The sequence below is a fragment of the Pseudomonas sp. HY7a-MNA-CIBAN-0227 genome, from assembly GCF_040310325.1.
GTDB lineage: Bacteria > Pseudomonadota > Gammaproteobacteria > Pseudomonadales > Pseudomonadaceae > Aquipseudomonas.
Genome location: NZ_JBEOPT010000159.1, coordinates 1 through 268 on the forward strand (window position 1 = coordinate 1; position 268 = coordinate 268).

The window sequence follows — 268 nt, forward strand, 5'->3', positions numbered from 1 at the left end:
TATAGACGGAGTACAATCTTATGAGCCTACCTCTATTAAAACCCTTATTATTGACTGTTGGTGCAACCTCATTAGTGTTTTTTGGTGGCGTTATCGCCTTATCTGTCCAGTCGCCCAGCGCTGATGACGCACTATCAGCTGCGAATGCCATGAGTCAAAATACTGACATTACCTCTATATCCTCTGATTTATCGTCCTTTAAAGCCGTGGCAAACCCTCTCACGCAATCCCCATTTGCCAATCCATCACCTCTGGCGGCACTCACAGC

General features: G+C 46.3%; 1 protein-coding gene. It reads left to right on the forward strand.

Annotation, left to right across the window (positions count from 1 at the left end):
- Nucleotides 1–20: 20 nt before the first annotated feature.
- Nucleotides 21–268 (forward strand): hypothetical protein (locus AAEZ06_RS27400; RefSeq protein ID WP_350617255.1); only part of this gene is annotated, 248 nt, incomplete at its 3' end.